We start from the raw sequence: 21402 nt of genomic DNA on the forward strand, positions 1-21402 counted from the left end.
GCGGGTCGGCGGACTACCGCGCGGCGGGCTCCAGCAGGCCCGCCTCGGCGTCGCGGATGGTCTCCACCTCGCGGCGGTAGAGCCGGAACCACATGAAGAGCACGAAGGCGACGAAGACGAACCATTCGCCGGTGTAGCCGAGGTTCTGGAAGGCCTTCAGGTCGAGCCCGGTGTTGTTCGGCGCCTGCGCAGGCACCGGAATCATCCCGTCCGAAGGCGTCTGCACGGTCAGCCAGGCGTCGTACAGGTCGTACGGGACGATGTTGACCAGCGAGGCCGCGCTGATCACCCCGAGCTGCCCGGCCGGCAGCCCGCCCTGGGAGTGGACCCCCTTCGTGCCGGCGTTCTCCGAGGCCTGCAGGGCCCCGCTGACCTCGACCCGCCCGGTCGGCGCGGCCGGTGCCTTCGCGGGGTCCGCCACCCCCGGCAGCCAGCCCCGGACCACCGGGACGGTCTTGCCGGAGTCCGTCTTCAGCAGCGTCAGCACGTAGAACCCGGACCGGCCGTCCAGCCGCCGCTCGGGCACGAGCAGCTGGTCGCCGTACTCCCCGGCCGTGGAGGCCAGCCGTCCGGAGGTCGTCTTGTCGACCGGAAGCAGCGAGTCCAGGGGCGCGGCCACCTGGTCGGCCGGCCGCTCCGTGCTCGCTTCCCGGTGGCTGTCGACGCGGTCCTCGAACCGGCCGAGCTGCCAGGACCCCATGAACAGGCAGAAGGGAACGGCGAGCGCGACGAAGACGTTGATCCCCCACCAGCGCGGGGTCAGGAGAAACCGGTGCACCCCACCACCGTACGGGGGGTGCACCGGTCGCCCTCCCGCAGGGTCAGTGCGGCAGGTGCTTCAGCGCGAACTCCAGCTCCATCCGGACCTGCTTGATCCGCTCCTCCACCACCAGCGAACCGTGCCCGGCGTCGTACCGGTACACCTCGTGCACGGCCCCGCGCGCGGCGAGCCGGTCCACGTAGTTGTCGATCTGGCGGATCGGGCAGCGCGGGTCGTTCACACCGGCCGCGATGTGGACCGGCGCCCGCACCGCGTCCACGTACGTCAGCGGCGAGGACGCCTCGAAGCGGTCCGGGACCTCCTCCGGCGTACCGCCGAAGAGGGTGCGGTCCAGCGCCTTCAGCGCCTCCATCTCGTCGTGGTAGGCCGTCACGTAGTCCGCGACCGGCACGGCGGCCAGGCCCACCGCCCAGGCTTCGGGCTGCGTGCCCAGCCCCAGCAGCGTCAGGTACCCGCCCCAGGAACCGCCCGACAGCACCATGCGGGCCGGGTCCGCGAGGCCCGAGGAGACCGCCCACTCCCGCACCGCCCCGATGTCCTCCAGCTCGATCAGCCCGACCCGGTGCTTGAGGGCGTCGGTCCACTCGCGGCCGTATCCCGTCGAGCCGCGGTAGTTGACCCGCACCACGGCGAAGCCGTGGTCCAGCCAGGCCGCCGGGGCCGACGCGAAGGAGTCGCTGTCGTGCCAGGTGGGCCCGCCGTGGATCTCGAAGACCGTCGGGAAGGGGCCCTCCCCGTGTCCCGCCGGCCGCTGCGCGAGCGCGTGGATCCGTCCGCCGGGACCCTCCACCCACACGTCCTCGACCGGCTCCGAGCCGGGCGCCCGGAAACCGGGCGGGTCCAGTACGACCCCGCCCGCGGTGGACCGTACCGCCGAGGGCTCGGCGGCCGAGGACCACAGGTACTCCACCGTCCCGTCGGGCCGGGCGGTGGCCGCCGACACCGTCCCCGGCGGCGTGTCCACGCGTACGAGCTCCCGTGCGGCCAGGTCGTAGCGCCACAGCTCGCTGCGCGCCTCGAAGCCGTGCTCGACCAGCAGCGCGGAACCGTCCGGGTACCACTCGGCGCTGACGTCGCCCGGCAGGTCGATCGCGAGGTCCTGCTCGGCGCCGGTGGCGACGTCCCACACCATCGGCTCCCAGCGGCCGCGCCGCTGGTGGCCGACGAGCAGCCGGGTGTCGCCCGCGACCGGTGCGAAACCGAGGACCTCCAGACCGAGCTCCTCGGATCCGCCCCGGGAGTCGTCCAGCTCGGCGACGGTGGTCCCGTCCAGGGTCAGGACGCGCAGGGCGGAGTGCATCGCGTCGCCGTGCTCGGTGTGCTCGACGGCCACCAGCGTTCCGTCGCGGGACAGGTCGCCGACGCCGGCCGACTCCCGGTGCCGGTAGATCACGGTCGGCGCGGAGCCGTCCGGCCGGACCACGTGCACGGTCGAGCCGTCCTCGTCGGTGGAGCGCCCCACGACGGCCGTCCCGTCCCGGCCGATGGCCAGCCCGGCGGGGTACGAGGGCTCCAGGCCCGGGGTGGCCGGTTCGTCGGGGCCGCCCGCGAAGGGCTGGCGCACCCAGGTGCCGAACTCGTCGCCGTCGGTGTCGGAGAACCACCAGATCCACTCGCCGTCGGGGGAGAGGGTCCCGTCGGTGGTGCCGTTGGGGCGGTTCGTGGCCTGCCGCTGCTCGCCGGTGGCGCGGTCCCACGCGTAGATCTCGTAGGTTCCGGTCGCGTTGGAGACGAAGAGCGAACGGTCCGGGGCGTCCTCGGCCCAGTCGGGGAGCCCGACGCGCGGTGCCCGGAACCGCTTCTCCCAGTCGGGCATGCCGGGGGTCATCTCACTGTCGCTGGTCATGCGCCCCATTGTGGCCGCAGCGCTCCGGCCGCAGCGCTCCGGGCGCAGCGCTCCCCGGGATGCCGACCGCCGGGAACGGGCGCACAGTGGAACGCGTCGGCCGTTCCGTCCGAGGAGGAACGATCATGGCCAAGAAGGACCACAAGGACCGCACCGGCCACCCCAGCCACCAGGACTCCGAGCGCGCGCAGGCCAAGAACACGGCCGCCGAGGCCCGTGCCAAGGCCGCCGTCCGGGACATCCACAGCACCGCCGCGAAGACGCGCGGAATGCAGCAGAAGGCCCAGGCCAAGCGCGGCTAGGCCCGCTCCGCCGGAGGTCTGTCTAGGCTGGCGCCCATGCGGATGATCGTCCGGGGCGCCCGGCTGCTGCACACCCACGGCCTGTCCGACGTCGAGGTCGCGGAGGACGGCCGCATCGCGCGGGTCGTCCCGTACGACGACCAGAAGGAACCACCGGCCACCGGCATCCTCATCGAGGCCCACGGCGGCCTGCTCACTCCTCCCTTCGTCGAGCCGCACATCCACCTCGACACGGCGCTGACCGTCGGCGAGCCCCGCCCCAACGCCTCCGGCACCCTCTGGGAGGGCATCGCCTGCTGGAGCGAGCGCAAGCGGACCCTGACGCGCGCGGACGTGGTCGAGCGGGCCACCGAGGTGCTGCGCTGGCAGGCCGCCCACGGGGTGCTGCACGTGCGGACCCACTGCGACGTCACCGACCCGGACCTCACCGCGCTCGAAGCGCTGCTGGAGGTGCGCGACCGGGTGCGGGACTTCATGACCCTGCAGATCGTGGCCTTCCCGCAGGAGGGCATCGTCTCCTTCCCGGGCGGCGAGGGACTGATGCGCGAGGCCGTCGCCCGCGGGGCCGACGTCGTCGGCGCGATCCCGCACTTCGAGGACACCCGCGAGGACGGTCTCGCCTCGCTGCACACGGCTTTCGCGCTGGCCGAGGAGCACGGCCTGCGGGTGGACGCGCACTGCGACGAGATCGACGACGAGCAGTCCCGCTTCGTGGAGGTGCTGGCCACCCTCGCCCTGCGCTCGGGGCTGCGCGGGCGCGCCACGGCCTCGCACACGACGGCCATGGGCTCCTACAACGGCGCGTACAGCTTCAAACTCCAGCGCCTGCTCGCCCGCTCCGGCATCAACCTGGTCTCCAACCCCTTCGCCAACCTGGGCCTGCAGGGCCGCTTCGACGCCTATCCCAAGCGGCGCGGCCTCACGCAGGTCAAGGAGATGCTGGCGGCCGGGGTCAACGTCGCCTTCGGCCACGACGACGTGATGGACCCCTGGAACGCGCTGGGCACCGCCAACCCGCTGCAGACCGCCCTCGTCGGGCTGTACGCCGCCCAGCTCACCGGCGCCGACGAGATCCCGCTGGCCTTCTCGATGGTGACGGAGCGCGCGGCGCGGGTGCTCGGCCTCGCGGAGACGGAGTACGGCATCACCGCGGGCGCCCCCGCCTCCTTCGTGGTGCTCCCGGCCCCGTCGCCGGAGGAGGCGATCCGCCGCCAGGTCCGCCCGCGGTACGTCGTCTCGCGCGGGGCCGTCCTCGCCGAGACCCCGCCCGCCCCGACCCGGCTGAACTGGCCGGGAGAGCCCCCGTCCGAGATCGACTTCAGCCGCCGCCTACGCTGACGCCCCATGAAGACGTGGACACTTGACACCGCATCGGCCCTCGCCGCGCACGAGATCGCCGCGGAGTACGCGGACACGACCCTGCTGAACCACTCGGTCCGCTCCTACGCCTTCGGCGCCCGGTACGCGGAGCAGCACGGGCTGGCGTACGACGCGGAACTCCTCTACGTCAGCGCCCTGCTGCACGATCTGGGCCTGACCGCGCCCTTCGACAGCCACACCCTGCCCTTCGAGGAGGCGGGCGGCCATGTCGCGCGCGTCCTGACGGCGGGCCTGGGCTGGCCGGCGGCGCGGCGGGCGCGCGCCGAGGAGGTCATCGTCCTGCACATGCGGGACGACGTGAGCGCGGCCGAGGACGTGGAGAGCCACCTGCTGCAGGTCGGTACGAGCGCGGACGTCTCGGGCCTGCGCGTCGCCGAATTCGATCCCGCCTTCACGGCCGACCTCCTCGCCGCGTATCCGCGGGGCGACTTCGGCGCGGCGTTCCTCGCGCTCGTCCGGGACCAGGCCGTGCGCAAGCCCGACTGCGCGGCGGCCGCTTACGTGGCCGGCGGCGCGGCCGCCCGGATCGCCGCCAACCCGCTGGAGGGGCCGCAGGGGTAGCCCGTACGCGGGGGTCGCACATATCGGTCACCGCGTCGGATAGCGTGCCCGCATGTCGTGGGACGAGGACGGAACACCGCACCCGCTCGCGCTGCGCCGCACCGGACGCAGTGAACTGGAGCCGGACCGGCTGCCCGAGATCCGGGAGCTGGAGGTGCTCGGCTGGGAGCCGGCCCCCGAGGACCTGCGCTGGGTGTTCCTCCCGTACGTCTGGCCCCCGGAGCACCGCACCTGGATCCCCGACCGGTCCACCCACTGGGCGGTGGACACCGCCCTCGACGGCCACGGCCACATCACCGGCGTGGAGTGCGCCCCGCTGCCCGAGCCCGACCTGCGGGACCTCGACCGCGAGGCCGACGAGGCCCTCGCCGGGCTCGGGCTCCCGCCCCGCCCGCGGGGGCGCCTGTGGCTGCTCCGCCCGGTCGGCCCCTTCACCACCCTCGGCGCGCTCCTCGATCACCTCGACGGCCTGGCCGCGGCGCGGGCCGTGGCGGCCGGGCCCTCCCCGGCCTTCCTCGCCCTGGCCCGGACCGAACTCGCCGCACTCGCCGCCCCCGAGGAGCGGTGAGGCGCGGGGGGTGTGGCTACGCTGGTCGTGAGGGGGTAACGCAGGGAGGCGATCTCATGGGTCGGCGCCATCACTTCCACATCGACCACGACGGGCATTCGGTCAGCGCCACGGTCCAGACCGGGCACACCGCCGTCGTGGAGGTACTGGTCGACGGCAAGGAGACCGGACACGCCACGACGCACGACGACCACCCCGTGACCGTGCACGTCGAGCTGCCGACGGATCCACCGACACAGGTCTCCGTCCGCGCGACGCCCGGGCCGGGTGTGCCCCGCTGCATCTTCGAGGCCCCGGCCATCGAGCCGCACATCATGTCCCCCCGCCCCTACTGACGGCGGCGGCCACCGGCCCCCCTTGCGCTCCTGCGTCGCCGACCGGATCTCCTCCGTCGCCTCCCGGAACGCGGGGGCCGCGCGCCTGAAGTAGTCGAAGAGCAATTCCTGCTGCTCCGGTGAGTACCCGGCGATCACCTCGCCGATCCGCTTCCGGGCGGGCCCACGGCGGCCTCGACCTGCGCCAGGGCGCCGGGCACGGCCTCGACCACGACCTTGCGCCGGTCGCCCGGGTCGGCGGTGCGCCGTACGTACCCCGCACGCTGCAGCCGGTCGATCAGCCGGGTCGTCGCCCCCGTGGTGAGACCCGTCCCGGCGGCGAGCTCGCCGGAGGTGAGCCCGCCGGCCAGGGTGATCCGGCTGAGGGCGTACCACTCGGACGCCTGGAGGCCCGCCGCCTCCGCGCCCGCCATGCCGTGCGGCCCCACGGCGTCGACGTAGTCCCGGAAGACCGTCCGCCGGTCGTCCTGCTCCGCCATCGCGACACGCAGCACCGGAACGTGATGGAGCGCTTCTCCTTCCTCTTCTCGCCGGCGACGGCCCCGAAGGCGGAGGGGTGACCCCGCACGCCGCGGGGGAGGAGACCGGTCAGTCGCGGCGACCGACGGCGCCCGGCTGCAGTCTCAGCTCCTGGACCTGGTAGCAGTCCGAGTAGACGGTGGCGATGACCGCCCCGCACGCGCACACCAGATTGGGCCCCCACTCTCCGTCCATCCCGCAGCAGTAGCCGCGGCGCATCGCGACGTCCGGGTGCTGCTCCAGGCCGATGCCGTCGCCGGGGTTGAGCACGACGGTGCCGCTCGGACCGGATTCGACGAGCAGGCCGGACGATTCGTCCAGTACGTACGGTGGGCCGGAGGGATCGGGGTCGACCGCGAACGTCCCCGGGGCCATCCGCACGATCGGCCGGTCGCAATGACCGTTCGCATCGGTGGGCCCGGCCTCCGGCCGGTACCACCCGTCATCGGTACGCGGGTCCGGCAGGGGTCGCTCGGTGACGGCCGGCGTCACCGCACGCCGGCAGCCACGGCACTGGAAGACCGTCATTGGATACCTCGTTCATCAGGAAGGTCGTACAGGTCGGGGCGAGGTCCGCGCGTGAACGGACCCGACCCGTGCGCGGAGCGGGGGCCCGCCGCTCAGGCGATCCAGCCCGCGTTGTGCCGGTGCCGGCCCAGACCCGCCGCCGAGAACTCGTCCTCCGCGCCGGTCGTCAGCACGCCCAGCCTCCGCAGGGCCTGCGAGATCGGGCTTCCGGCAGGCGGTGTCGGCCGGCCCTCCTCCACGTGAAGCGGTCCCAGCACGAGGGCGCCGCCGTCCCAGACCGCGGCGTGCTGCTCGCCCACGCCGCCGAAGTACTCGGCTTCCACGTAGGCCAGCGGCCCGGCGGCCGACCATGCGGCGAGGAGCCGGTCAAAGCCTCCCGGAAGGCGCCAGAACCCCAGATGATCCACGTCGCTTCCGTCCGCGAGCGCGTCGAACAGCGCGCCGGTCATCGGCGCGAGCGACAGCCCCTGGCCGAGGGACGCCAGCCTGGCCGCGGGCAGATCCCGCAAGGCGTCACGGAGCAGCCCGTCCCCGGCGATCACGGCTTGCAGCACGTACGTCATTGCGACACTCCCTCGACCGGTCGCGGGTGCCACGGAAGTGGACGGCAGCAGAAACAGGTCAGGCACCTACAAGAACTTGTAGGTGCCTGACCTGGTCTTACTCTGTCGGGGTGGCGGGATTTGAACCCACGACCTCTTCGTCCCGAACGAAGCGCGCTGCCAAGCTGCGCTACACCCCGATCGCCGCCCCGCAGCGCTTGCTGCCCTGGCGACATCGATTACTTTAGCGGACCTCTCGCCGGAGACGAAATCCGGTTTCGCGGAGCGGTCGCGGGGCCGGGGGAGGCGTCGGGCGGAGGTGGGCCCTACCCCTTCGGGGTCAGCGTCAGGAGCGTCGCCTCCGGCGGGCACGCGAAGCGGACCGGGGTGAACCGGTTGGTGCCGCAGCCGGCCGAGACGTGCAGGTACGCGCGATTGCCCGCCGCCTCGTGCGTGGAGAGCCCCTTCACCCGCTTCGTGTCCAGGTCGCAGTTGGTGACGAGCGCCCCGTAGAAGGGGATGCACAGCTGTCCGCCGTGGGTGTGGCCCGCGAGGATCAGCGGGTACCGGTCGGCCGTGAAGGACTCCAGGACGCGCAGGTACGGGGCGTGCACCACCGCCATCGAGAAGTCCGCGTCCGCCTCCGGGCCGCCGGCGACGCTCGCGTAGCGGTCCCGCTTGATGTGCGGGTCGTCGAGCCCGGTGAAGGCCAGCTCCAGGCCGTCCAGCTTCAGCCGCGCCCGGGTGTTGGTGAGGTTCAGCCAGCCGGCCGCGTCGAAGGCGTCCCGCATGTCCTCCCACGGGTTGTGGACGGCGCCGACGACCGGCTTGTTGCCGTTCAGCCCGTGCCGGCCCTGGGTCCGCTCGATCAAGTAGCGCCCGGGGTTGCGCAGCCGCGGCCCGTAGTAGTCGTTCGACCCGAAGACGTACACGCCCGGGAAGGACATGAGGGGGCCCAGCGCGTCGAGCAGCTCGGGGATGCCCTCGGTGTCGGAGAGGTTGTCGCCGGTGTTCACGACGAAGTCGGGGCGCAGGCCGGCCAGCGACTGCAGCCAGGCGCGTTTCTTGCGCTGTCCGCCGACCATGTGGATGTCGGACACCTGGAGCACGCGCAGCGGGCGCATCCCCTGGGGTAGGACAGGCACCGTGACCCGGCGCAGGCGGAAGGACCTCGCCTCGAAACCGGCGGCATAGGCCACACCCGCGGCCCCCACCGCAGCGATTCCGGCAGCCGCCTTCAGGGGTACTCCGTAACGCGCACGCATGGACCCATCGTCGCAGACCCGGAAAACCGGTGAGCGCCACTGCCCCCGCACCTGGCAGACTCACCTGCATGACCACGCTCAAGGCCAAGCTCCAGGAAGACCTCACGACCGCCATCAGGGCGCGCGACGAGCTGCACTCGTCCACGCTGCGCCTGACCCTCTCCGCCATCACCAAGGAGGAGGTCGCGGGCAAGGAGGCACGTGTGCTCTCCGACGAGGAAGTCCTCAAGGTGATCGCCAAGGAGGCGAAGAAGCGCCGCGAGGCCGCGGAGGCCTTCGCCCAGGGCGGCCGTCCCGAGCAGGCCGCGCGCGAGACCGCGGAGGGCGAGTTCCTCGACACGTACCTGCCCAAGCAGCTCGGCGACGACGAACTCGCCGCGATCGTTGCGGCGGCCGTCGAGGAGGCCAGGGCCGCGGGTGCCGAGGGGCCGCGTGCCATGGGTGCCGTCATGAAGATCGTGAACCCGAAGGTCGCCGGGCTGGCGGAGGGCGGGCGGGTCGCCGCCGTCGTCAAGCAGCAGCTCTCGTAGGACCGCGCAGCACGAAGGGGGAGGGCCCCGGCCGGTGTCGGCCGGGGCCCTCCCCCTTTCTCGTTCGTCGTGCTGCGCGCCGACCGCCGACCGCTACTGGTCGTCGCGGCCGCCGATCACGCCGGCGGTGTTCGGGTCGATCGTGATCCCGGGGAACGGGGGCTGCGGCTGGACGTCGCCGGTCGCGCCCGTGGCTCCACCGCCGTGGTTCCCGCCGGTCTGACCGCCGGGGCGGCCGCCGGGCTTGCCGTCGCCGCCGCCGGGCTTGCCGGGCCGGGTCGGGGGCGTGGACGGCTTGTTGCCGCGCGGGCCGCCGGAGGGGATCGTCGGCTCCGGAATGCCGACCGTGACGAAGTTCCCCGACTCGCGGCCGGAGAGAGCGCCGCTGACCGCGTCCTTCCAGATCGGGCCGGGCAGACCGCCACCGAAGACCTTGTCGAAGGGCCTGCCGCCGATCACGATGTTCTCCATCGTGATCTTCTTCGCGCCGCCCGAGCCGACCCACACCGCGCCGGAGACGTTCGGCGTGTAGCCGACGAACCAGGCGTTGTAGCGGGAGTCCGTCGTACCGGTCTTGCCGGCGCTGTCGCGGTCGCTGAGACCGGCCCGCTCACCGGTACCGGAGTCGACCACCCCGCGCAGCAGGGTGTTGATGGTGTCGGCCGTGTCGGTGGACATCGCCCGGTCGCACTTGGACTTCGGCACCGCGAGCGCCTTGCCGTGCGCGTCGGTGATCGACTCGATGGCGACGGGCGTGCAGTAGACACCGCGGTTGGCGAAGGTCGCGTACGCGTTGGCCATCGTCAGCGGGGACAGTTCGGCGGAGCCGAGCGCGATCGACGGGGCCTCGGGGAGCTTGGAGCCGTCGGCCGGGACCACGCCGAGCTTCTGCGTCATCTCCGTCACCGGGCAGAGGCCGATCTCGCCGATCATCTCGACGAAGTACGTGTTGATGGACTTCTCCATCGCCGTCCGCAGCGCGTACGGACCGATCTCGTCCTCGGTCTCGTTCTTCGCCGTCTGGATCTTGCCGTCGATCGGCAGGTTCAGCCACTGCGTGCCGTCGCACTTGGTGATCGGCGTCGGGTAGTCGATCTTGTTCGGCGCCTGGTACACCTTCGTCGGCGGCATGCCCCGCTCTATGGCGGCCGCGGCGATGAACGGCTTGAAGGTCGAGCCGACCTGGAAGCCGAAGTTCGAGCCGCCCATCCGCTTGTCCACGGAGTAGTTGATCTGCGTCTCGTTCTTCCCGAAGCCGTACGGCTTGGACTGACCCATCGCCAGCACCCGTCCGGTGCCCGGCTGGACCATGGTCACGGCCGTCGCGATCGAGTCCTCCTGGTAGACGTGGTCCTTGATCGACTCGTTGGCCGCGTCCTGCGACTGGGGGTCCAGGGTGGTGCGTACCGTCAGGCCGCCCTGGTTCCAGATCTTCGCCCGCTCCTCTCGCGTCTTGCCGAAGGCCGGGTCGGTCAGGAAGGTGTTGCGCACGTAGTCGCAGAAGAAGCCCGCGCCCTTGAGGGCGGTGATGCAGCCGTTCTTCGGCTTGGTCACCTTGAGGGTGACCGGCTTCGCCTTCGCCGCGTCCGCCTCCGCCTGCGAGACGTCCTTGGTGTCGGCCATGCGCTGCAGGACGATGTTGCGGCGCTTCGTCGCCTCCTGCGCGTCGTTCACGGGGTCGTACCGGCTCGGCGACTGCACGACGCCCGCGAGCAGCGCGGACTCCTCCAGCGTCAGGTCCTTGGCCGGCTTGCTGAAGTAGCGCTGGGCGGCGGATTCGATTCCGTACGCCTGCTGGCCGAAGTAGGTGATGTTGAGGTAGTTCTCGAGGATCTTCTTCTTCCCGAGCTCCTCCTCGACCTGGATCGAGTACTTCAGCTCGCGGATCTTGCGGCCGAGGCTCTTCTCCTGGGCCTCGCGCACCTTGGTCTCGTCGTCGCCGGCCTCTTCGACGAACACGTTCTTCACGTACTGCTGGGTGAGGGTGGAGGCGCCCTGTGCGGCGCCGCCCTCCTGCGCGTTGCGGTTGACCGCACGCAGGATGCCCTTGAGGTCGACCGCGCCGTGCTCGTAGAAACGGGAGTCCTCGATCGCGACGATGGCCTTCTGCATGTACGGGGAGATCGCCGTGAGGGGGACCACTTGCCGGTCGCGCGAATAGATGGTGGCGATCGGGCCGCCCTCGGCGTCCAGGATCGTGGTCCGCTGGCTCAGCGGCGGAGTCTTGAGGTTGGCCGGAATCTCATCGAATCCCTCTACCGTCCCCTTGGCCGCCAGGCCCAGGGCGCCTGTGGCCGGAATCGCCATGCCGGCCAGTACCACCCCGGAGAGGACGGACACTCCGAGGAACTTGGCGGCCTGCTGGCTCCCCGTGAGCCCGCCGCCCGAGCGCTTCTTTCCCATAGGGGGAAGCCTACGTTCTCATTCGCCGGACACACGCGAATGCCTTGGCCTAAGCTGTCCCCAACTGTCACAGCAGTGCGGTGCAACATCAACCCCTCGGCTTGATTTTCACCCTTCCCGAATGGGGTGGACACATGTCCGAAACCTGCCCCTCTGCTGAAGCCGAACCGACGATTACACCCGAATTGCCGCAATGGCCGGGCATGTCGCCGGATCACTCCGTCGGGTGATCTGCCGCTTACCCATAGTCCGTTCGGACCATTCAAGATTGGGCCCGTCGGGGGTGTTGCACTGTCCTCGCCTTCCGTAACGTCCTCAACTGGCAGCGGTGAATATGCCGCTACCGCCGTGGGGGAGCCTCGATTCGGGAGAGGACGGCGCCGGGATGGGCTGGGTTACCGACTGGAGTGCGCAGGCAGCCTGCCGCACTACCGATCCGGATGAACTATTCGTTCAAGGAGCGGCACAGAACAGGGCCAAGGCGGTGTGCACCGGATGTCCGGTGCGGACCGAGTGCCTGGCCGACGCGCTCGACAATCGTGTCGAGTTCGGCGTATGGGGCGGAATGACCGAGCGGGAACGACGTGCGCTGCTGCGCCGGCGTCCCACCGTCACCTCGTGGCGACGGCTGCTCGAAACCGCACGTACGGAGTACGAGCGCAGTACGGGCATCCTCACCATGGATGCAGACGCGGAGATCGACGTGTCGTACGAGACATACGCGGCAGCCGGGTAGACCACACGGCCGCCACGACGTACGAACGCCTACGCTCCGGCCGGAACCCCGGCCGCGAGTCGTTCTCCGATGGCCCGCAGCCCGGCGAGGTCGTGCACATCGCCGGGCAGGGCGGCCACTTCCGCCACCGCCACTTCGGGGTGCAATGAGGTGAAGCGATCGCGTGTGCGTTGCTCACGCGCGATCACCTGCATGCGTTCGGCATGTAGGCGCAGCAGTCCTGCCGTGATCCGGTCGACGACCGCGGTATCGCCTTCGGTGCCGGGGGAGCCTGTCTCGGGAGGGTTCGCGGTCCGGGTGGGCACGGTGGGTTCCGCGTCCGCGTCACGAAGTCCAGCTTTCCCGGACTCCTGATCGACAATGCCGCCTTCTTCAAGATTCTCTGCGGCGGCCAACGCCCGCTCGGCGGACAGCTGGTCGGCGCCACTGCCGTGGACCCGGTTCAATACCAGGCCGGCCAGCGGCATGTTCTCCGCGGCCAGCCGTTCCACGAAGTACGCCGCCTCGCGCAGGGCGTCCGCCTCGGGCGCGGCGACCACCAGGAAGGCCGTGCCGGGAGCCTGGAGCAGTCGGAAGGTCGCGTCCGCGCGCGTGCGGAAACCGCCGAACATCGTGTCCATCGCGGCCACGAAGGTCTGGACGTCCTTCAGCAGGGAGGCCCCCATCAGCTTGCTGAGGGTGCCGGTCATCATCGACATACCGACATTCAGGAACTTCATCCCGGCCCGGCCGCCCACCTTCGCCGGAGCCATCAGCACCCGGATGAACTTCCCGTCCAGGAAGGACCCGAGCCGCTTCGGCGCGTCCAGGAAATCCAGCGCGGACCGGCTCGGCGGAGTGTCGACGATGATCAGGTCCCAGTCGTCCCGGGCCCGCAGCTGCCCCAGCTTCTCCATCGCCATGTACTCCTGCGTGCCCGCGAAGCCGGCCGACAGCGACTGGTAGAAGGGGTTGGCGAGGATGGCCCGGGCCCGCTCGGCGTCCGCGTGCGCCTCGACGATCTCGTCGAAGGTCCGCTTCATGTCCAGCATCATGGCGTGCAGTTCGCCGTCGCCCGCCCCCACGGACTCCACCTTCCGCGGGGTGTTGTCCAGCGAGTCGATCCCCATCGACTGCGCGAGCCGGCGCGCCGGGTCGATGGTGAGCACGACGGCCTTGCGCCCGCGCCCGGCCGCCCGTACGCCGAGTGCCGCGGCCGTGGTGGTCTTGCCGACGCCGCCCGCCCCGCAGCACACGATGATCCGGGTCTCCCGGTCGTCCAACAGCCGGTCGACCGCCAGCCGCGGCGGAGTGTCCATGGTCACGGTGCCCACCCCCTCGCTCATTCGGCCACCGACTGCTTCCGCAGTTCCTTGGCCAGCGCGTACAGCCCGGCCAGATCCATCCCCGCGCCGAGCAGGGGCAGTTCGTACGTCGGCAGGTCCAGGCCCGTCAGCACGGCGCGCTGCGCGCGCTCCAGCTCCACCCGGCTCGCGTGCTCGGCCGCCTGGGTGAGCAGCGGATCCACCAGCCGCTCGGCCAGCCCGCCGCGCCGCGCGCCGCCGAGGCCCGCCCGGGACAGCGACTTCGCCACCTCGGCGCGGTGGTCGTCGGCCGCGGTGCGCAGGGTGTCCTCGTCCAGATGGTGCGGGCGGACCATGTTGACGACGACCCGCCCGACGGGCAGTCCGGCCCGGCGCAGTTCCTCGATGCCGTCCGCGGTCTCCTGGACGGGCATCTCCTCCAGGAGGGTGACCAGGTGCACGGCGGTCTCGGGGGACTTGAGGACCTTCATGACGGCCTGGGCCTGGTTGTGGATCGGCCCGAACCGGGCCAGGCCCGCCACCTCGTCGTTGACGTTCAGGAACCGGGTGATCCGCCCGGTCGGCGGCGCGTCCATGATCACGTGGTCGTAGACGTAGCGGCCCGTCCGGTCCTTGCGCCGCACGGCTTCGCAGGCCTTGCCCGTCAGCAGCACGTCGCGCAGCCCCGGGGCGATGGTCGTCGCGAAGTCGATGGCGCCGAGCTTCTTGAGCGCGCGGCCGGCCGAGCCGAGCTTGTAGAACATCTGGAGGTAGTCCAGCAGCGCCCGTTCGGCGTCGATGGCGAGCGCGTAGACCTCACCGCTCCCGCCGGGCGCCACGGCGATCTTCCGTTCCTCGTAGGGGAGTGCCTCCGCGCCGAAGAGCTGCGCGAGCCCCTGCCTGCCCTCGACCTCCACGAGAAGAGTCCGGCCGCCCTCGCGTGCGAGGGCAAGCGCGAGTGCTGCGGCGACCGTGGTCTTGCCGGTGCCGCCCTTGCCGCTGACCACCTGGAGCCTGCTCACAGCGTCCGAGCCTAATTCCTCGGGTTCGACTCCGGTGGTGCCGGGTGGTTCTGCCGGAGTGTTCGGGGGTGAGCTCCGTTACGTCCGTGCCGGAACAGCCCAGTCCGTTTCCGGTCCGCTTTCGGTCCGTGCCCGGTCCTGGGCCGTGCCGGGGCGGCACGGCGCCTGCCCGGGTGAGGTGTCCGGCCGTCCGTTCCGGGGGCGGCGTGCGCCCCGCACTCCAGGCACTACCCTCGCTCCCATGACCAAGAAGTTCGAATACGCGACGGTCCCGCTGCTGGTTCACGCCACCAAGCAGATCCTGGACACCTGGGGCGAGGACGGCTGGGAGCTCGTCCAGGTCGTGCCCGGCCCGAACAACCCCGAGCAGCTCGTTGCCTACCTCAAGCGGGAGAAGGCATGAGCGCCGTAGAGGCGAAGCTGGCCGAGCTCGGCCTGACGCTCCCGGGCGTCGTCCCGCCGCTGGCCGCGTACCAGCCCGCCGTGCGGTCGGGCTCGTACGTCTTCACCGCGGGCCAGCTCCCGATGGTCAAGGGCAGCATGCCGGTCACCGGCAAGGTCGGCGCCGAGGTGTCGCCGGAGCAGGCCAAGGAGCTCGCGGCGATCTGCGCGCTCAACGCCCTGGCCGCCGTCAAGTCCGTCGTCGGTGACCTCGACAAGATCGCGCGTGTCGTGAAGGTCGTCGGCTTCATCGCCTCCGCCCCCGACTTCACGGCCCAGCCGGGCGTGCTGAACGGTGCGAGCGAGCTGCTCGGCGAGGTCCTCGGCGAGAAGGGCGTCCACGCCCGCAGCGCGGTAGGCGTCGCGGTCCTGCCGCTGGACGCCCCGGTCGAGGTCGAGATCCAGGTGGAACTGGTCGCCGGAGCCTGACCCCTCGGGGTGGGTTCCACCGGGACGGACCGGGTCGCGCACCGCGCGCTTCCCGGCCGTCCCGCGCGCCGTGCCGGCCGACCGGGACGGGAGACCCTCGAACATCGGGCCGGATGGCCGTAGCATCCGGCCATGCCGAATGGTCAGCATGGTCAGCAGCAGCCCCCCGCCGGAGGCCAGTGGTACCCGCCGGAGTGGCCCGACCGCATCCGCGCGCTCGCGGACGGCTCGCTCGTCCCGGTGGAGCCGCGGCGCGCCGCCACCGTGATGCTCCTGCGCGACACCCCCGACGGTCCCGCCGTGCACATGCTGCGCAGGCGGGCCTCCATGGCCTTCGCCGGGGGCGCGTACGCCTATCCGGGCGGCGGGGTCGATCCCCGCGACGAGGAGCACCAGGTCGGCTGGGCGGGCCCCTCCCGGGAGGACTGGGCGGCCCGGCTCGGTACCGACCCCCTGACCGCCCAGGCCATCGTCTGCGGTGCCGTGAGGGAGACCTTCGAGGAGGCGGGCGTCCTGCTCGCCGGACAGACCCCGGACGAGATCGTCGGTGACACCACCGGCGACGACTGGGAGGCCGACCGGCAGGCGCTGGTGGCGCGGGAGCTGTCCTTCGCGGAGTTCCTCGACCGCCGCGGCCTGCGGCTGCGCTCCGACCTGCTCGGGGCCTGGGCGCGCTGGATCACCCCAGAGTTCGAGCCGCGCCGTTACGACACCTGGTTCTTCGTCGCCGCCCTCCCCGAGGGGCAGCGCACCCGCAACGCCTCCACCGAGGCCGACCGGACCGTGTGGATCCGCCCGGCCGACGCGGCCGACGGGTACGACAAGGGCGAGCTGCTGATGATGCCGCCGACCATCTCCACACTGCGTTCGCTGGAGCCGTACGGGAGCGCCGGGGGCGCGCTCGCCGCGGCGGCCGCGCAGGACCTCGCCCCGGTGCTGGCACAAGCCACGCTGGAGGACGGCGAGCTGGTGCTCAGCTGGCCCGGGCACGACGAGTTCACCAAGCGCGTCCGCCCCGCAGCTCCCGCAGCTCCCGCCGACCCCGCCGACCCCTCAGAACCCGCCGACCCCGCAGGTCCCGCAGCTCCCGGAGGTCCCGCATGACCGACGCCGCCGCACTGCCCGGACAGCCCCGCGGAGTCGTGACCTCCGGGCCGGCGACCGCCCGCGCGGTGAACGTCCTGGCCCCCAACCCCTCCGCGATGACCCTCGACGGCACCAACACCTGGCTCGTGTCCGAGCCCGGCTCCGACCTCGCCGTCGTGATCGATCCCGGCCCGCTGGACGACATACACCTGCGGGCGGTCATCGCCACCGCCGAGCGGGCCGGCAAGCGGATCGCCCTCACCCTGCTCACCCACGGCCACCCGGACCACGCCGAGGGCGCGGGCCGCTTCGCCGAGCTCACCGGTACGAAGGTCCGCGCCCTGGACCCGGCGCTGCGCCTCGGCGACGAGGGCCTGGCCGCCGGGGACGTGATCCGGACCGGCGGGCTGGAGCTGCGCGTGGTGCCGACCCCCGGCCACACCAGCGACTCGCTCTGCTTCCACCTGCCCGCCGACCGGGCCGTGCTGACCGGCGACACCATCCTGGGCCGCGGCACCACCGTCGTCGCCCACCCCGACGGCCGCCTCGGCGACTACCTGGACTCCCTGCGCCGTCTGCGCTCGCTCACCGTGGACGACGGGGTGCACACCGTCCTGCCGGGCCACGGGCCGGTCCTGGAGGACGCGCAGGGCGCCGTGGAGTTCTACCTCGCCCACCGCGCGCACCGGCTCGCCCAGGTCGAGACCGCCGTCGAGAACGGCTGCCTGACCCCGGAGGCGGTCGTCGCCCAGGTCTACGCGGACGTGGACCGCTCCCTGTGGCCCGCCGCCCAATGGTCCGTCCGGGCGCAGCTGGAGTACCTTCAAGATCACGGACTGATCCCGGGAGGGCCCGAATGAACACCGTGTTCTTGCTGGTCGCACTGGTCGCGACGGCCGGATGGATCACCTCGACGGTGACGCTCCGAGTGCAGAGCCTCCAGCGCAAGGCGGACCGCACCGAGCGCCGCCTGGCGCTGGTGCTGGACCACTTCGGCATCGAGGAGCCGGAGCCGGCCGGGATGGACGAGGTACGGGCCCACCTGAGGGCCGACCGGCACATCTCGGCGATCAAGGAATACCGCCGGATCACCGGCGCGGGCCTGGCGGAGGCCAAGCTGGCCGTCGACGCCCTCGCGGCGGCCGAGAAGGTCTGAGCCGGCCCGGAGCCGGCGCTCAGTCCCGGCGCGGCGCCTTCGTGCCGTGCCGGGCCGTGTACTCGTCGGCCAGCCACGGCCCGAGGTCCTCGACGTAACCGCGCAGCACCTCCGGGTCCGCGACGGGGTCCAGGGCGACGGCGGCCGCGGCCTCCAGCTGCGCCGCCCGTTCCGGGTAGTACATGCCGAAGATCTCCGCGGACTCGCCGAGGTCGCTGGTCCAGCCGCCCCACCGCGGCATGACCAGCGTGAAGGCGGTGCGCACCAGATGCCGGGAGAAGAGGCGGCTCAGCTTCCGGTACTCCTCCGGGGTCGAGGCCTCCCGCACCCGTGTCCGCCACCCGGGCAGCCGGTCGGCCAGGTCGCCGTTGGTCTCGCGGGCGAGCAGGCTGTCCGGCCGGTAGCGCGGAAGGTGCTCGGCCAGGTCCGCGCCGAGCAGCGGGGTGCACAGGCAGGCGAGGAACCAGCCCAGGTCGAATCGTTCCGCCTCGCTCAGCACCGCGGCCTTGTCCTGGAGCAGGATGCCGACCCCGTCGATCTCCGGGAAGTCCTCGTCGAGCCCGCGGGCGAGCACCTCGGCCGTGTCCCGGTCCTCCTCGGAGGGTTCGTGGTGCAGTACGAGCAGCAGGTCCAGGTCCGAGCGCCCGGGCCGGGCCGTCCCGCGCGGCACGGACCCGTAGAGGTACGCGCTGTGCAGCCGTCGGCCGTACGCCTCGCCGATCCGGGCCCGCGCGGCCGCCACGAGGCCCCTGAACCCGTCCTGCACCCGCCCGAGGGACCCCTCCCGCTCGAAGTACCCGTACGCGTCCAGCCCTCTGTGCTCCATGGGTCCACTGTGCCCGGCCGTCCGCCCGGGGCGGCGGACCGAACGCCGTGCGTCGGCCGGCGGGGCCGTGCGGGCACGGTGACGCGTCTCGGCCGGCTCGGGCCGGCTCGGGCCGGCCGAGGCCGGGAGAACGCGAAGGGGTCCTGCCCGGTCGGGCAGGACCCCTTCGAACGGCTGTGGCCGGCGTCAGCGGGAGCGCTTCGCGAGGCGCTCCACGTCCAGCAGGATGACCGCACGCGCCTCCAGGCGCAGCCAGCCGCGGCCCGCGAAGTCGGCCAGGGCCTTGTTCACGGTCTCGCGCGAGGCGCCGACGAGCTGGGCGAGCTCCTCCTGCGTGAGGTCGTGCACCACGTGGATGCCCTCCTCCGACTGCACGCCGAAGCGGCGCGACAGGTCCAGGAGCGCCCGCGCCACACGGCCGGGAACATCGGAGAAGACCAGGTCGGACATCTGGTCGTTGGTCTTGCGCAGGCGGCGTGCGACGGCGCGCAGCAGCGCGGTCGCGACCTCGGGCCGGGCGTTGAGCCAGGGCTGGAGGTCACCGTGGCCGAGGCCGAGGAGCTTGACCTCGGTCAGGGCGGTCGCGGTGGCGGTGCGCGGGCCCGGGTCGAAGAGCGACAGCTCGCCGATCAGCTCGCCGGGGCCGAGGACGGCCAGCATGTTCTCGCGGCCGTCGGGGGAGGTGCGGTGGAGCTTCACCTTGCCCTCGGTCACGACGTACAGCCGGTCGCCGGGGTCGCCCTCGTGGAACAGGGCGTCGCCGCGTGCGAGGGTCACCTCGGCCATGGAGGCGCGGAGCTCCGCGGCCTGCTCGTCATCGAGCGCCGCGAAGAGCGGGGCGCGCCGCAGAACGTCGTCCACGAGTCTCTCTCCTATGTCGACCGGCTCCAGGGGACCGTGCTCCCCATTTTGCCGGACGGCTCAAACAGTGCGATCAATCACAAGGATGCCGGACGGACGGGCGTGCTGTGCGGCGAGAGGCCAATCGGAGTGGTGTTACCTGAGGTCCGGGCGGGTGTCAGCGGTCGGCCTTAGGCTGGCCGGGTGTCCAATAAGCCGGTGAGAGCACAGGCCAAGGGGTCCGCCGGAGTGACGGAGCCCCAAAATTCTGCTGTGGGCGAACATGACCCAGTGAAGACGCCCGGGAGAGCCGCGGCCACCCCGCAGGGCAAAGTTTCGGCCAAGAAACCGAAGTCGGTCAAGCCGGAGTCGCGCCTGGCCATGGTGCGCAGGGCCCGGCGCATCAACCGCGAGCTGGCCGAGATCTATCCGTACGCCCATCCGGAGCTCGATTTCCGCAACCCCTTCGAGCTGCTGGTCGCGACGGTGCTGTCCGCGCAGACCACCGACCTGCGGGTCAACCAGACGACCCCGGCCCTCTTCGCGGCCTACCCGACCCCCGAGGACATGGCCGCGGCCGCCCCCGAGGATCTGGAGGAGCTGATCCGGCCGACCGGGTTCTTCCGGGCGAAGTCGCGGTCCCTGCTCGGCCTCTCGCAGGCCCTGCGGGACGACTTCGGCGGGGAGGTCCCGGGCCGGATCGAGGACCTGGTGACGCTGCCCGGAGTGGGCCGCAAGACCGCGAACGTGGTCCTCGGCAATGCGTTCGGTGTTCCGGGGATCACGGTGGACACCCATTTCGGCCGGCTGGTGCGCCGCTGGAAGCTGACCGAGCAGGAGGACCCGGAGAAGGTCGAGGCGGAGATCTGCGCGATCTTCCCGAAGAGCGAGTGGACGATGCTCTCGCACCGGGTCGTCTTCCACGGCCGCCGGATCTGCCACGCGCGCAAGCCCGCTTGCGGGGCCTGCCCGATCGCCCCGCTCTGCCCGGCGTACGGGGAGGGCGAGACCGACCCGGAGAAGGCGAAGAAGCTGCTCAAGTACGAGAAGGGCGGCCAGCCGGGCCAGCGGCTGACCCCGCCCCCGGACTACCCGGGCCTCCCGGCCCAGCCGCTGGGCGGGGCCGTGGCGGCGCCGTAGCGGCCGCCCCGAGGGCGGCGGGACAGGGGACGGGGAACGCAGGTCCGCGGGGCGTGAAGACCCGCGGACTTGGGGACTTAGGAACGAATCGGTACCCGGGCCGCGTTGGCGGTGTGGGAGACGTCGCTGGACAGGACAACGCGGACAGGGGTGCCTATGACGCGCGGTACACGGGACGAGACCGGAACCACGGTGGGAGCACGCGAGGGCGGCCCCGCCGTCACCACCGACGGCCTGCCCGGGTGGCTCGACCCCGTCGTCGAGGCGGCCCGGTCCGTCCAGCCGGGGCAGCTGAGCCGCTTCCTGCCGCCCGCGGACGGCCGCGGACGGCAGTCCGCCGTGCTCGTCCTCTTCGGGGAGGGCGCACGGGGCCCCGAACTGCTCCTGATGGAGCGCGCCGGCACCCTGCGCTCGCACGCGGGCCAGCCCTCCTTTCCCGGCGGCGCGCTGGATCCCGAGGACGGCGATCCGCACACCTCCGGCCCGCTGCGCGCCGCACTGCGCGAGGCCGAGGAAGAAACCGGACTGGATCCTTCCGGTGTTCAGCTCTTCGGCGTGCTGCCCCGCCTCTACATCCCGGTCAGTGAGTTCGTCGTGACCCCGGTCCTCGGCTGGTGGCGCGACCCCAGCCCGGTCGGAGCCGTGGACCTCGCCGAGACGGCGCGGGTCTTCACGGTTCCCGTGGCCGATCTCACGAACCCCGAACACCGGGTCACGACCGTTCATCCCAGCGGCCACCTGGGACCGGGATTCACCGTCGAATCGGCTCTGGTCTGGGGTTTCACCGCCGGAGTGATCGACCGGATCCTGCACTTCGCGGGCTGGGAGCGGCCGTGGGACCGCTCACGACAGGTCCCGCTCGACTGGCGCGCATGAGACGGTG

The 21402-nt window shown here is 72.0% G+C and carries 25 protein-coding genes and 1 tRNA gene; 14 read left to right on the plus strand and 12 right to left on the minus strand.

The genetic code is table 11. The annotated features are described in order from the left end of the window. Window positions 1-13: 13 nt before the first annotated feature. Complete coding sequence (locus ACXNSR_RS21190; RefSeq protein ID WP_458637108.1) at window positions 14-778, minus strand: SURF1 family protein; 765 nt, start codon at window positions 776-778, stop codon at window positions 14-16. A 43-nt stretch (window positions 779-821) separates the two neighbouring features. Continuing rightward, complete coding sequence (locus ACXNSR_RS21195) at window positions 822-2627, minus strand: S9 family peptidase (RefSeq protein ID WP_458637109.1); 1806 nt, start codon at window positions 2625-2627, stop codon at window positions 822-824. Between the two features lie 125 nt (window positions 2628-2752). Between ACXNSR_RS21195 and ACXNSR_RS21200 the strand changes: the two genes are divergently transcribed. Genes ACXNSR_RS21200 through ACXNSR_RS21220 form a run of 5 tightly spaced genes read left to right on the plus strand, consistent with a single transcriptional unit; the run spans window position 2753 to window position 5773 of the window. After that, entirely contained in the window at window positions 2753-2929 is a 177-nt protein-coding gene (locus tag ACXNSR_RS21200) for a hypothetical protein (protein WP_458637110.1), read from the plus strand. A 36-nt stretch (window positions 2930-2965) separates the two neighbouring features. Further along, window positions 2966-4267 (plus strand): cytosine deaminase, encoded by a 1302-nt coding sequence (gene codA, locus ACXNSR_RS21205; RefSeq protein WP_458637111.1) that lies wholly within the window; start codon window positions 2966-2968, stop codon window positions 4265-4267. A 6-nt stretch (window positions 4268-4273) separates the two neighbouring features. After that, window positions 4274-4870 carry an HD domain-containing protein gene (locus ACXNSR_RS21210; protein ID WP_458637112.1) on the plus strand — a complete coding sequence of 199 codons (597 nt, stop codon included), beginning with the start codon at window positions 4274-4276 and terminating at the stop codon, window positions 4868-4870. 52 nt (window positions 4871-4922) lie between these two features. Then, window positions 4923-5438: a DUF5956 family protein gene (locus ACXNSR_RS21215; RefSeq protein WP_458637113.1), complete on the plus strand. Its 516-nt coding sequence runs from the start codon at window positions 4923-4925 to the stop codon at window positions 5436-5438. Window positions 5439-5494: 56 nt separating this feature from the next. Beyond that, the gene (locus ACXNSR_RS21220) at window positions 5495-5773 is read left to right on the plus strand and encodes a hypothetical protein (protein ID WP_189743857.1); all 279 of its coding nucleotides are present in this window, start codon (window positions 5495-5497) and stop codon (window positions 5771-5773) included. 134 nt (window positions 5774-5907) lie between these two features. Here the strand turns inward: ACXNSR_RS21220 and ACXNSR_RS21225 are convergent, their stop codons facing one another. The 5 genes from ACXNSR_RS21225 to ACXNSR_RS21245 form a co-directional block, all read right to left on the minus strand. Next, complete coding sequence (locus tag ACXNSR_RS21225; protein ID WP_458637114.1) at window positions 5908-6267, minus strand: MarR family transcriptional regulator; 360 nt, start codon at window positions 6265-6267, stop codon at window positions 5908-5910. A 94-nt stretch (window positions 6268-6361) separates the two neighbouring features. Next, complete coding sequence (locus ACXNSR_RS21230) at window positions 6362-6667, minus strand: hypothetical protein (RefSeq protein WP_458637115.1); 306 nt, start codon at window positions 6665-6667, stop codon at window positions 6362-6364. Window positions 6668-6912: 245 nt separating this feature from the next. Beyond that, window positions 6913-7383 carry a hypothetical protein gene (locus ACXNSR_RS21235; protein ID WP_458637116.1) on the minus strand — a complete coding sequence of 157 codons (471 nt, stop codon included), beginning with the start codon at window positions 7381-7383 and terminating at the stop codon, window positions 6913-6915. 105 nt (window positions 7384-7488) lie between these two features. Further along, window positions 7489-7562 (minus strand) — tRNA-Pro (locus tag ACXNSR_RS21240). 126 nt (window positions 7563-7688) lie between these two features. Then, on the minus strand, window positions 7689-8627 hold the full coding sequence (locus ACXNSR_RS21245; protein ID WP_458637117.1) for a metallophosphoesterase: 939 nt from the start codon (window positions 8625-8627) through the stop codon (window positions 7689-7691). A 68-nt stretch (window positions 8628-8695) separates the two neighbouring features. Here ACXNSR_RS21245 and ACXNSR_RS21250 point away from each other — a divergent pair, with 68 nt between their 5' ends. After that, complete coding sequence (locus ACXNSR_RS21250; protein ID WP_458637118.1) at window positions 8696-9157, plus strand: GatB/YqeY domain-containing protein; 462 nt, start codon at window positions 8696-8698, stop codon at window positions 9155-9157. Between the two features lie 93 nt (window positions 9158-9250). Here ACXNSR_RS21250 and ACXNSR_RS21255 read toward each other — a convergent pair whose 3' ends face one another. Next, window positions 9251-11560 carry a transglycosylase domain-containing protein gene (locus tag ACXNSR_RS21255; RefSeq protein ID WP_458637119.1) on the minus strand — a complete coding sequence of 770 codons (2310 nt, stop codon included), beginning with the start codon at window positions 11558-11560 and terminating at the stop codon, window positions 9251-9253. Between the two features lie 385 nt (window positions 11561-11945). On the opposite strand from ACXNSR_RS21255, the gene ACXNSR_RS21260 reads away from it, so the two are divergent. Continuing rightward, on the plus strand, window positions 11946-12296 hold the full coding sequence (locus ACXNSR_RS21260) for a WhiB family transcriptional regulator (protein ID WP_030009547.1): 351 nt from the start codon (window positions 11946-11948) through the stop codon (window positions 12294-12296). Window positions 12297-12325: 29 nt separating this feature from the next. Here ACXNSR_RS21260 and ACXNSR_RS21265 read toward each other — a convergent pair whose 3' ends face one another. Continuing rightward, window positions 12326-13621: an ArsA family ATPase gene (locus ACXNSR_RS21265; RefSeq protein ID WP_458637120.1), complete on the minus strand. Its 1296-nt coding sequence runs from the start codon at window positions 13619-13621 to the stop codon at window positions 12326-12328. Continuing rightward, on the minus strand, window positions 13618-14601 hold the full coding sequence (locus ACXNSR_RS21270; RefSeq protein WP_458637121.1) for an ArsA family ATPase: 984 nt from the start codon (window positions 14599-14601) through the stop codon (window positions 13618-13620). Before ACXNSR_RS21270 ends, ACXNSR_RS21265 begins: the two co-directional genes overlap by 4 nt. Window positions 14602-14842: 241 nt before the next feature. Here ACXNSR_RS21270 and ACXNSR_RS21275 point away from each other — a divergent pair, with 241 nt between their 5' ends. The 5 genes from ACXNSR_RS21275 (at window position 14843) to ACXNSR_RS21295 (ending at window position 17713) form a co-directional block, all read left to right on the plus strand. Next, window positions 14843-15004, plus strand: a complete 162-nt coding sequence (locus tag ACXNSR_RS21275) for a DUF4177 domain-containing protein (RefSeq protein WP_007264966.1) — start codon at window positions 14843-14845, stop codon at window positions 15002-15004. Further along, complete coding sequence (locus tag ACXNSR_RS21280) at window positions 15001-15471, plus strand: RidA family protein (protein ID WP_189743872.1); 471 nt, start codon at window positions 15001-15003, stop codon at window positions 15469-15471. Before ACXNSR_RS21275 ends, ACXNSR_RS21280 begins: the two co-directional genes overlap by 4 nt. A 132-nt stretch (window positions 15472-15603) precedes the next feature. Continuing rightward, complete coding sequence (locus ACXNSR_RS21285; protein ID WP_458637122.1) at window positions 15604-16575, plus strand: NUDIX hydrolase; 972 nt, start codon at window positions 15604-15606, stop codon at window positions 16573-16575. Beyond that, window positions 16572-17417, plus strand: coding sequence for an MBL fold metallo-hydrolase (locus tag ACXNSR_RS21290; RefSeq protein WP_458637123.1), 846 nt, complete (start codon window positions 16572-16574; stop codon window positions 17415-17417). The genes ACXNSR_RS21285 and ACXNSR_RS21290 overlap by 4 nt, the downstream gene beginning before the upstream one ends. Then, window positions 17414-17713, plus strand: a complete 300-nt coding sequence (locus tag ACXNSR_RS21295) for a hypothetical protein (RefSeq protein ID WP_458637124.1) — start codon at window positions 17414-17416, stop codon at window positions 17711-17713. The genes ACXNSR_RS21290 and ACXNSR_RS21295 overlap by 4 nt, the downstream gene beginning before the upstream one ends. A gap of 19 nt (window positions 17714-17732) precedes the next feature. Here ACXNSR_RS21295 and ACXNSR_RS21300 read toward each other — a convergent pair whose 3' ends face one another. Then, on the minus strand, window positions 17733-18539 hold the full coding sequence (locus ACXNSR_RS21300; RefSeq protein WP_458637125.1) for a nucleotidyltransferase domain-containing protein: 807 nt from the start codon (window positions 18537-18539) through the stop codon (window positions 17733-17735). 186 nt (window positions 18540-18725) lie between these two features. After that, on the minus strand, window positions 18726-19400 hold the full coding sequence (locus ACXNSR_RS21305; protein ID WP_007264960.1) for a Crp/Fnr family transcriptional regulator: 675 nt from the start codon (window positions 19398-19400) through the stop codon (window positions 18726-18728). Window positions 19401-19670: 270 nt separating this feature from the next. On the opposite strand from ACXNSR_RS21305, the gene nth reads away from it, so the two are divergent. Beyond that, a complete protein-coding gene (gene nth, locus ACXNSR_RS21310) occupies window positions 19671-20519 on the plus strand; it encodes an endonuclease III (RefSeq protein ID WP_458637126.1) in 849 nt (282 codons plus the stop codon). A 156-nt stretch (window positions 20520-20675) separates the two neighbouring features. Further along, complete coding sequence (locus tag ACXNSR_RS21315; RefSeq protein ID WP_458637127.1) at window positions 20676-21395, plus strand: NUDIX hydrolase; 720 nt, start codon at window positions 20676-20678, stop codon at window positions 21393-21395. The last annotated feature ends 7 nt before the right edge of the window (window positions 21396-21402 follow it).

It is taken from the genome of Streptomyces sp. NC-S4, assembly GCF_054353315.1.

What these genes read in the sequence shown, in the direction of transcription:
- codA (WP_458637111.1), top strand. Translation starts at nt 2,966, where the DNA reads ATGCGGATGATCGTCCGGGGCGCCCGGCTGCTGCACACCCACGGCCTG.
- ACXNSR_RS21290 (WP_458637123.1), top strand. Translation starts at nt 16,572, where the DNA reads ATGACCGACGCCGCCGCACTGCCCGGACAGCCCCGCGGAGTCGTGACC.
- ACXNSR_RS21300 (WP_458637125.1), bottom strand. Translation starts at nt 18,539, where the DNA reads ATGGAGCACAGAGGGCTGGACGCGTACGGGTACTTCGAGCGGGAGGGG.
- ACXNSR_RS21280 (WP_189743872.1), top strand. Translation starts at nt 15,001, where the DNA reads ATGAGCGCCGTAGAGGCGAAGCTGGCCGAGCTCGGCCTGACGCTCCCG.
- ACXNSR_RS21265 (WP_458637120.1), bottom strand. Translation starts at nt 13,621, where the DNA reads ATGAGCGAGGGGGTGGGCACCGTGACCATGGACACTCCGCCGCGGCTG.
- ACXNSR_RS21210 (WP_458637112.1), top strand. Translation starts at nt 4,274, where the DNA reads ATGAAGACGTGGACACTTGACACCGCATCGGCCCTCGCCGCGCACGAG.
- ACXNSR_RS21260 (WP_030009547.1), top strand. Translation starts at nt 11,946, where the DNA reads ATGGGCTGGGTTACCGACTGGAGTGCGCAGGCAGCCTGCCGCACTACC.
- ACXNSR_RS21245 (WP_458637117.1), bottom strand. Translation starts at nt 8,627, where the DNA reads ATGCGTGCGCGTTACGGAGTACCCCTGAAGGCGGCTGCCGGAATCGCT.
- ACXNSR_RS21235 (WP_458637116.1), bottom strand. Translation starts at nt 7,383, where the DNA reads ATGACGTACGTGCTGCAAGCCGTGATCGCCGGGGACGGGCTGCTCCGT.
- ACXNSR_RS21255 (WP_458637119.1), bottom strand. Translation starts at nt 11,560, where the DNA reads ATGGGAAAGAAGCGCTCGGGCGGCGGGCTCACGGGGAGCCAGCAGGCC.
- ACXNSR_RS21195 (WP_458637109.1), bottom strand. Translation starts at nt 2,627, where the DNA reads ATGACCAGCGACAGTGAGATGACCCCCGGCATGCCCGACTGGGAGAAG.
- ACXNSR_RS21250 (WP_458637118.1), top strand. Translation starts at nt 8,696, where the DNA reads ATGACCACGCTCAAGGCCAAGCTCCAGGAAGACCTCACGACCGCCATC.
- ACXNSR_RS21315 (WP_458637127.1), top strand. Translation starts at nt 20,676, where the DNA reads ATGACGCGCGGTACACGGGACGAGACCGGAACCACGGTGGGAGCACGC.
- ACXNSR_RS21285 (WP_458637122.1), top strand. Translation starts at nt 15,604, where the DNA reads ATGCCGAATGGTCAGCATGGTCAGCAGCAGCCCCCCGCCGGAGGCCAG.
- ACXNSR_RS21220 (WP_189743857.1), top strand. Translation starts at nt 5,495, where the DNA reads ATGGGTCGGCGCCATCACTTCCACATCGACCACGACGGGCATTCGGTC.
- ACXNSR_RS21230 (WP_458637115.1), bottom strand. Translation starts at nt 6,667, where the DNA reads ATGGCCCCGGGGACGTTCGCGGTCGACCCCGATCCCTCCGGCCCACCG.
- ACXNSR_RS21295 (WP_458637124.1), top strand. Translation starts at nt 17,414, where the DNA reads ATGAACACCGTGTTCTTGCTGGTCGCACTGGTCGCGACGGCCGGATGG.
- ACXNSR_RS21215 (WP_458637113.1), top strand. Translation starts at nt 4,923, where the DNA reads ATGTCGTGGGACGAGGACGGAACACCGCACCCGCTCGCGCTGCGCCGC.
- ACXNSR_RS21275 (WP_007264966.1), top strand. Translation starts at nt 14,843, where the DNA reads ATGACCAAGAAGTTCGAATACGCGACGGTCCCGCTGCTGGTTCACGCC.
- ACXNSR_RS21200 (WP_458637110.1), top strand. Translation starts at nt 2,753, where the DNA reads ATGGCCAAGAAGGACCACAAGGACCGCACCGGCCACCCCAGCCACCAG.